The following is an 8,113-nucleotide window of genomic DNA, read 5'->3' as shown; positions in this document are numbered from 1 at the left end:
GCCCGATTTTTTGCCCGGCTGATCGACGGCATCCTGGTCAACATCGTGGCGTTTTTTCTGTCGATCTTTCTGTTCGACAGGGATTACTGGTTCCTGGTGACCGGGCTTTTCTCGGGTGTGCTGATGTTCGGGTACTTCGTGCTGTTCGAAGTCACTCAGGGCGCCAGCCCGGGCAAGAGGCTGCTCGGATTGACGGTGCACGGCCCGGGCGGAGCACCCAAGCCGAATGCGACACAGTCGGCCATCCGCAACTCGTTCACCTTGCTCGCGGTGGTGCCCTATATCGGCAGCCTGCTGGCCTTCATCGCCTACATCGTCATCGCAGTGACGATCAGCGGCAGCCCCACCAAGCAGGGCAAGCACGACGAGTTGGCCGGCGGTACTCAGGTCGTCAAGACCTGAGATACGTCAAAAACCTCTCAACGATGCTGTCGACGCTCGATCCGACGTCGAGCGATATCCCATCCTCGTCGGGCGCGAGCGGCTCCAATGTGTCGAACTGCGACTTCTCCAATGCCGACGGCATGAAGTGGCCCTGCCGGCCAGCTTGTCGGCCTGCGATCAGCTCCGGTGAACCGGTCAGATGAAAGAACTTGATCCGCGGACAGTGCGAACGCAACCGATCGCGGTATCCACGCTTGAGCGCCGAACAGCTCATCACCCCGCCGTCCTGATGGTCCGCCAACCACCGCCCGACCGCTTCCAGCCAGGGAGAACGGTCATCGTCGGTGAGCGGCTTACCTGCGGCCATTTTGGCGATGTTGGCTGCCGGGTGAAAGTCGTCAGCGTCGGCAAAAGGCACCCCGAGGCGCCGCGCCAGTGCGGCGCCCACCGTCGACTTACCCGACCCGGATACACCCATGACCACGATCAGCGCGCCTGGCCGACAAGGGTTTTCAGCGCCCACGTGTGTCCGCTACTGCTGTGACAGGTTTCGGTTCCACTCCAGCCAGCCCACGCCGCTGCGCCCGTCGGCGGTGCTGACGGTGGCCCACACCCGAGGGAATTGGCTTATCCGCCCGTCGGGGGAGACGAGGCGCACCGGTGCGTGGCCGCGCACGTCAACGGTCGCGGTGATACCACCGGGATCGACCGCCAGCGTTGCGGTGGCCGGTAATCCGTCGGCGTCGAATGTCTGGCGGGCGGCGATGGTTTGCAACTCGGTGACCGTGCCGCCACGGTCTTGGACATAACCGATGCCAACCGGCGGGACGCCCGGAATCCGGATGTCCACAGCGTGGATGTGCGTCCCACCGTCGAGGTGCAGCGCGCTCCAGACCCAGTCCATGCTCCACCAATCCCGCACCCCCCACGAGTGATCGCGTTGGCCGGGTACCGAGTCGAGGGTGTAGCGATGCCCATCGACGGCGACGGTTCCTGAGACAGTGCAAGGTATTTCGTAGCGCGTGGTCAGCCGATACTTGTATGGCGTGCCGTCGGTGCTCCACACCAGGTCAATCGCCACCTCGACCGGCGCTCCCCGTTCTCCCCGCAATAGCGTGGCCGGGTCCGGGTAGGACTCGCCGCGCCCGTGCAGGCCAATGCGATAGGTATACAGTGGATCGCCGACAGAGTGCGTGAAATCGACTGCGCCCGTTTGCACCGCCCACGGTTCGGCGGGCAGCGGGATCTCGACGTCGACGACTGCGACGGTGGGCAGGTTTGGACCGCACAGCAGGGCGTGCAGCCACGCCGTCTGCTGGTTGGGGATCAGGCCGAGGCGCACCCAACCGCCGAATCCGCTTGCCACATCGGCGAAGTCGGCATACCAGCTCTCGCTCCACAGCGGCTCGCCGGTGGCACTATGGGCCGACTCGTCGTCGTCTGACGGACGCAGCGGCTCGGCGACCGTCGGGGCGGCCAGCGTCGCCAGCGCGTCAACGTCGAGCACATGCTCGCAATGCCGCTGCAGCATCGTCATGAACATCGCGTCGCCGCGCTCAGTGCGCTCCACCAGCATGGGCGACACGATGGCCATCATCACCCCGAAGAAACTCTGCCTGCGCACCCCCTCGCGGACATCGGCGAGACTGATCGGCGCGTCCGGGCCAAGGGCTGCGTGGTAGGCCTGCAGCAGCGCGTCATAATGCGAGCGGCGCTCCGCCACCGGCAGCGCGCAGCCGAGAAAGTAGGCCAGGTCGGTCATCGCCGGGCCCCACGTCACCGTCTGCCAATCGACCACCGTCAGCGGGCGATCGGCGCCGGCGGCGCCGAACAGCATGTTGTCCAACCGATAGTCACCGTGCACAAGGCCTTGAAAGTTACCGCTGTGGCCCTCGTCGGCCTCCTCGGCCAGGTAGGCGTCGAATCCGCCAACCAGCCGTTCGCACACCATGCGGTGCTGCGGTGCGATCCGGTCGGCGTAGCGATCGACGAAGCCGGCGTAGAGCGCCGTGATCAAACCCTGGTCGACCGGCGTGTCACGGTGCAGCCACGGCGCATCGGCGAGCGTGGTATCGCCGAGCAGCGGGCCCTGTAACCGGGCCAGCTCGGTGACCGCGAGCCGAGCCTGTGCGATTGTGGCACCGCGGATTTCATCGCCGACAGCCGCCGGGTTCGCGTCGCCGAGCAGCACATCGAAGATGCCTGCCGAAGCGTCGAAAGCGGCGTGGTAGCACGGCGCAACCGGTCCGCGCAGGCGTGGAGCGATATCCCGGTAGAAGCACACTTCACGCTCATAGAGACCCAGATTTCCGCCGGTCTGCCGGCTCATGGGGTCGGTAGCTGCGACCTTGAGCACCACGGAGTCCGGTCCGCCGCTGCCGGGCCCGCCGTCGGCGTAGGTCAGCTCAACCCGATAGCACTCGCTCATCTGACCGGTGCCGATGCGCTCGACGCTGAAATCGGCGATGGTTCCCGCGCCGATGGCTGCGGTCAGCCAGGCGGCGGTCAGGTCACCGGGGCTTTCGACGACGTCGTCGGTGTGCGGTGTCATGGCTCGTCCACGAAACCACATCAGCCGTCATCGCGCCAGAGTGAAACCCTCCCACGCCATCCGCCGCTGCGGGTGCGGATCGAATTCGAGACGTGACTTGCGGTCGAAGACCATGACCGCGCGGTCGGTATCGGTGTAGACCGGCCAGTCGTCGCCGGGCACCCCGCTATGGCTGAATGACCGCCAGCGCCTTTGCACTTCGTTGGTGACCCGCAGGGCAGATCGCCGATCAGCGGCCGCACTCAGCATCGCCCCGAACCTGGTCCGGTAGATACCGAAGACCGCCAGCAGTTCGGTGGCGTGGGTGGCGCCGAGCCCTGACCAGCGCAACACCCGCGGTGCATAGTCGTATCGATAGAGGTAGGCGGGCGCGTGCCTGCCATGGGCTTCTGCAATCTCCCAAGCGGCGGAGCCGAAGGCGAAGTCGCCGCCGAGCCGCACACAGGCCGACCGCTCGGGATAATCTGGATAAGCGGCGGTAATGCGTTCCCGCGCAGCTGGTTCCACCTCAGCAAGTAGCGCTTCAACCATCGGCTCGGTGGTCGGCAGCAGTGGCAAGAAGCGGGTGAATAGCCGCCCCTCTTCGGCATTGGTACCCACGATCAGCGGCACCCGGTGCGCTTTGCCGCGCCGCATCGCCTCGACGGGGTCCAGGGGCAGAACGTCATCACCGGAAACCGGGCCGATCGGGAAGGCTCCCAGCATGTCTCGCACGCCCTCGTCGACCAGGCGATTTTGTGCCGTCACTAATTCGGCGGGAGTGGCCTGCAGCAGTGCATGGGCGGCGTCCTGCTTGCGGACACCGAGCAGCGTCGCGAATCGTCCCGCGAACTCCGCCGCGATTTCGCGCGAACGCACCATGCCGGTCGCCGGGCTTTCCGAAATAACTTGAGCGAACAGACCTTCAGCCTCCGGCACCCCCAGCAACGTGACGACTGCATGCGCGCCGGCGCTTTCGCCGAACACGGTGACCTTGTTCGGATCACCGCCGAACGCCGCGATGTTCTGCTGAACCCAGCGCAACGCCAACACCAGATCACGCAAGAACAGGTTGCTCTCGAGGGTGACGTCGGCTGTCGACAGCGACGACAAATCCAGACAGCCCAGCACTCCGAGCCGGTAGTTGACCGATACATAGACACATCCGCGGCGGGCCAGGCCCACACCGTCGTAGATCGGAGTGGCTGAGCTGCCCAGGATGTATCCGCCGCCGTGCACGAACACCATGACCGGCAGCGATTCGCTTTTCGGCGCTTCCGCTGTGACGACGTTGAGAGTGAGGCAGTCCTCTCCCATCGGTTGGTATTTGCCGACGCCGACCATCGTGTAGCGCCGCCGCTGCGGTGCGCACTTGGTGAAGCCGTGGCAATAACGCAAACCTCGCCACGGCTGGGCCGGCTGCGGTGCCCGAAAGCGCAGCGCACCAACCGGCGGCCGGCCGTACGGGATGGACCGCCAGCGGTGCACGCCGTCGCGGGTGAAGCCTTCGACGGTGCCGGCGGCCGTGGTCACGCGGACGGTGTGTTCGTGCATAACCTGACGGTAGCGAACCTGAGGCAGTCACGCTGGGCAGGTCCGGAGAATCGAGTTGTGGCTTTCCCGCTAGGCGTTTCGACCTCTATCGATCGTCTGCGCCGTCGAGGGGTCTGCAACGGCGAGTTCGAGCACCTGGATTTCGCCGCTGTCGCCGTCGACCTCGACGAGCGCCCCCGGCGGCAGACGTCGCGTCGCGTCCTGAGCATCCACCACACACGGTATTCCGAATTCGCGCGCTACCAACGCAGCATGCGACATCGGTCCGCCGAGCTCCGTGACCACCGCGCCCGTATAGGAGAAGGCGACGGTGTAGCCAACGTCGGTGACCTCGGCGACCAGAATCTCCCCGGGTTGCAATTCGTCGATGGAATCCGGCCTGACGATCCGGACCCGACCGCGAACTCGTCCGCTACAGACGCCGACGCCGGTCAGGGTTTCCTCCGGGGCAAGAACGGTCGCCAGGGAGGTAGCGGCTTGCCAACTGCCACTGAAGACTGCGGGCGGAGCGAAGCCGGCCAGTCGGTGTTGTTCTGCGCGACGCCGCGCGACCAGTGCCGAAGCGTCGGCGGGCAGCGCATCGAGTTCGTCGACCAGCAGATAGAAGACATCGTCGGGGATATCGAGAACACCCGAATTCACCAGCCTGCGCCCCAGCTCACGGAGTAGGTTGCGCAGCAACCAGATTGCCCGGACCATCCGGTCGCGACGGACTTCGCGGTCACGGAGCTGGTCAGCAGCAAGGCGCGCAACCGGCCGCGCCCGCAGCGGGATTGACGGACGAAGCGTCTGCGGCCGGGTGGGAACGTTCAGCGCTTTGGCAACCATGCGGACTAGCATCTCGGGGTCGTCGGCGTAGCTGGCCGAGCGCATTTCGACCTCAGCGGGGCCACGGTGCCCGATCACCTTCAGCTCGGCAAGCACCGCCGTGTGGAATTCCGGGGCGTGGTCCGCCAACTCGTCGAGATGGTCACCGGGGCCGGCCAGAATCCGGGCCACGTCGGGGTCGCGTTGGGCCGCGTCCGCCAGCCGGTACACGCTCCGCAACGGCTGCGCGCTGGCCAGCTCCTGACCGACCGGTAGCACCAGGTCACGTCCACTCAAGCCACGCAGCACCACGCTGAGAGCGGCGAACGTCATGAACGACCCCGACGCCAGTACCCAACCGTGTACCACGTGATCGCGCGCCAGCAGGATCAGACTCTGCAGTCGCCCGTCGGTAAGCAGCGAAAGATCGCCTGCAGCAAAATCTTCCAAGCGGTCGATGTCGTCGATGAAGTCACGCGTGTCGTGGGCGGCGCCGGTGGCCAGGCCCGCCAGGTTGGCCGCGAACACCCCGAGGTTACGAATCGTGCGCAGCGGCCCGATGGCCGGGCCGGATTCGCGCAGCAGCGGTTGCTCGCCGTAGATCGGCATGCTGGTCACACTGTGGCCGAAGAACTGGCTCTGGCGAATCACCGTGGCGGGTTTGACAAACGGCACGGCTTCGGCCATGAAATGCGCGGTTGTGATGGCCCCGTACAGGCGGTGTGCGAAGACCCCGATGGTTCGGGTTGCGATTTCGCGTTGGATCAAACCGCCCGGCCGCAGCCTTGCCGCCGTGACCGCGCCTGCCGCACGCAGCCCCTGCACGGTCACCGACGCCGACGACGGTGAGAACGGCCCGGGCAGCGCCTCCGACAAATTGGTGGCGAGGTAGGTCGGAAAGCGCGGGTCGATCGGCGTGTCGAACTCGCCGTTGGCGCCGTCCGGGCCGGCAAACACCGGAGCAACTCCGTCGGCGGCCGACACATCAACCGAGGGGATGTCCTGGGCATGAGTCAGCCGCCAGGGCAGCGATATCACCCGCTTGCCGACGCTGATCCGTCCGCGCACCGCCAGGGCGACGTCGTGGACACACTCCTCGGCGCTCCAGGCCGGTGTGAAGTCCCATTTGCCGCGCAGCAGTGCGGTGTCCATCGACGGGGCACTCAGTAGGCGATCGAGATCGGGTGAACTCAGTAGCCGCTTAGCTGTCGGCACCATAGGTCGGCCGAGCACAGCGGCGATCTCCCGCAGCGTCGGCTCCCCTGGCGCGGCAAGGTTTACCGGTCCGCTGCCGACGCCTGGATCGACGACCGCTCGGACGAAGACCCGATGCACGTCGTCGCTGTGCACCACCTGCAGGCTCCGACCAGCGGACCCGTCGATGTCGGGAAACAGCGGAGCAGCCAACACCCGACGCACCCAGTTGTCGACCCCTCTGCCGAGGATGGCAGCCGAGCGGATCGCCACCCACTCCGCACCCGAGTCCGCCAGCATCTCCTCGACCCGGGCAATGTCGCGCCCTTCCGCCGAAACCGGGTTCAGCCGGTCTGTTTCGGACAATAGCGGTCGGCCGCCTTGATCGGCCCCGTAGACGTGCGCCGACGAGGCGAACACGATGCGACGGGTGCCAGTTTGAGCCACGGCGTCAAGCACATTGGCGGTCCCGCCGATGTTGACCTCACGATCGACCGCCCAAGCGCAGTGCACGACGACGTCCGTACCTGCAAACGCACGCCGTACACCGTCCGCATCCCGAATGTCGGTCTGGACGAACTCAGCTGCACTCGGCCAGCTTTCGGGTCGAAGGCAGGCCAGGCCGATAACGTCGTGACCTTGGCTGAGCAGTCGGGCGACAACCCCGCGACCGATCACCCCACTCGCCCCGGTGACGGCAATTCTCACTGGCTAACCTCAAACCTCATCTGGTTAGTCGTCGTCGTCAAGGAAGGCAGCATTGACCAGGTCGTCGAGATCCATTGCTGCGATGTCTCTTTCCCTATTCTCCGCAGCGCCGGCTCCGTCGGCCTCATTCGCCAGGCTGAGCAGCAGGTCCAATACGCCGGCCTGGCGTAGGCGTTTGACCGGAATTGACGCCACGACGCGCTGGATTTCCGCCTCACCGGGTGCAACGTGCGCCGTCTGCTCGGTCGAGGCGCCGACGAGCTCTTGACGGAAGTAACCGGCCAGCGCGGAGGAGTTCGGGTAGTCGAAGATGAGGGTGGGTGAAAGCGTGAGCCCAGTAGCGGCTTTGAGACGGTTACGCATCTCGACCGCGGTCAACGAGTCAAAGCCCAACTCCTGGAACGCCTTGTCCGGGTCGATCGCCTCAGCTGAACTGTTGCCCAGCACGGTCGCGATATGCGACCGCACCAAATCCATTAACACCGCATGCTGCTCGGCTTCGGGCAGCCCCTCCAGGCGTTGCAGCAGCGCGGACTTCGACTTGGCGGCGGCCAGCGAATCATCGACCTGACGCCTGGCCCGCGCGTTGATCAAGTCGACGAACATCGGCGGCAGAGTGCCCGCGTCGTACTTGGCTCGTAGCGCCGTGGTGTCGATGCGGGCGGGCAGCAAGAACGGTTCGTCGACCACCATCGCGGTGTCCAGCAATTGCAGTGCTTCGGCGGCGGACATGGCCACAATGCCGTCGCGCGCGAACCGGGCGAAGTCGACAGACGCCAGCCCGCCGGTCATGTTGCTGGCTTGGTCCCATAGACCCCAGCCCAGCGAGATCGCCGGCAGACCATGAGCACGCCGATGCGCCGCCAGCCCATCCAGGAACGAGTTCGCCGCCGCATAGTTGGCCTGACCCGACGACCCCACCAACCCGGCCATCGA

Annotated in this window: 6 protein-coding genes; 1 reads left to right on the top strand and 5 read right to left on the bottom strand. The window is 65.9% G+C overall.

Going from position 1 to position 8,113, the window contains the following annotated elements:
- Window positions 1-402: RDD family protein (locus VEI45_RS21405; protein WP_324856534.1), on the top strand; the 402-nt coding region annotated here is incomplete at its 5' end.
- Here the strand turns inward: VEI45_RS21405 and VEI45_RS21400 are convergent.
- The 5 genes from VEI45_RS21400 to VEI45_RS21380 all read right to left on the bottom strand — a co-directional run.
- Complete coding sequence (locus VEI45_RS21400; protein ID WP_324856535.1) at window positions 392-862, bottom strand: gluconokinase; 471 nt, start codon at window positions 860-862, stop codon at window positions 392-394. The two genes, VEI45_RS21405 and VEI45_RS21400, sit on opposite strands and share 11 nt — an antisense overlap.
- Before the next feature lie 54 nt (window positions 863-916).
- Window positions 917-2,935 carry a phosphotransferase gene (locus tag VEI45_RS21395; RefSeq protein ID WP_324856533.1) on the bottom strand — a complete coding sequence of 673 codons (2,019 nt, stop codon included), beginning with the start codon at window positions 2,933-2,935 and terminating at the stop codon, window positions 917-919.
- A gap of 27 nt (window positions 2,936-2,962) precedes the next feature.
- Window positions 2,963-4,468, bottom strand: a complete 1,506-nt coding sequence (locus VEI45_RS21390) for a carboxylesterase/lipase family protein (RefSeq protein WP_324856532.1) — start codon at window positions 4,466-4,468, stop codon at window positions 2,963-2,965.
- A 69-nt stretch (window positions 4,469-4,537) separates the two neighbouring features.
- Window positions 4,538-7,177, bottom strand: a complete 2,640-nt coding sequence (locus VEI45_RS21385) for an NAD-dependent epimerase/dehydratase family protein (RefSeq protein WP_324856531.1) — start codon at window positions 7,175-7,177, stop codon at window positions 4,538-4,540.
- A gap of 24 nt (window positions 7,178-7,201) precedes the next feature.
- Window positions 7,202-8,113: beta-ketoacyl reductase (locus VEI45_RS21380; protein ID WP_324856530.1), on the bottom strand; the 912-nt coding region annotated here is incomplete at its 5' end.

It is taken from the genome of Mycobacterium sp. (genome assembly GCF_035623875.1).
GTDB lineage: Bacteria > Actinomycetota > Actinomycetes > Mycobacteriales > Mycobacteriaceae > Mycobacterium.
Note: the sequence above shows the minus strand (reverse complement) of the source record. Positions and strands in the feature narration are given on the sequence as shown.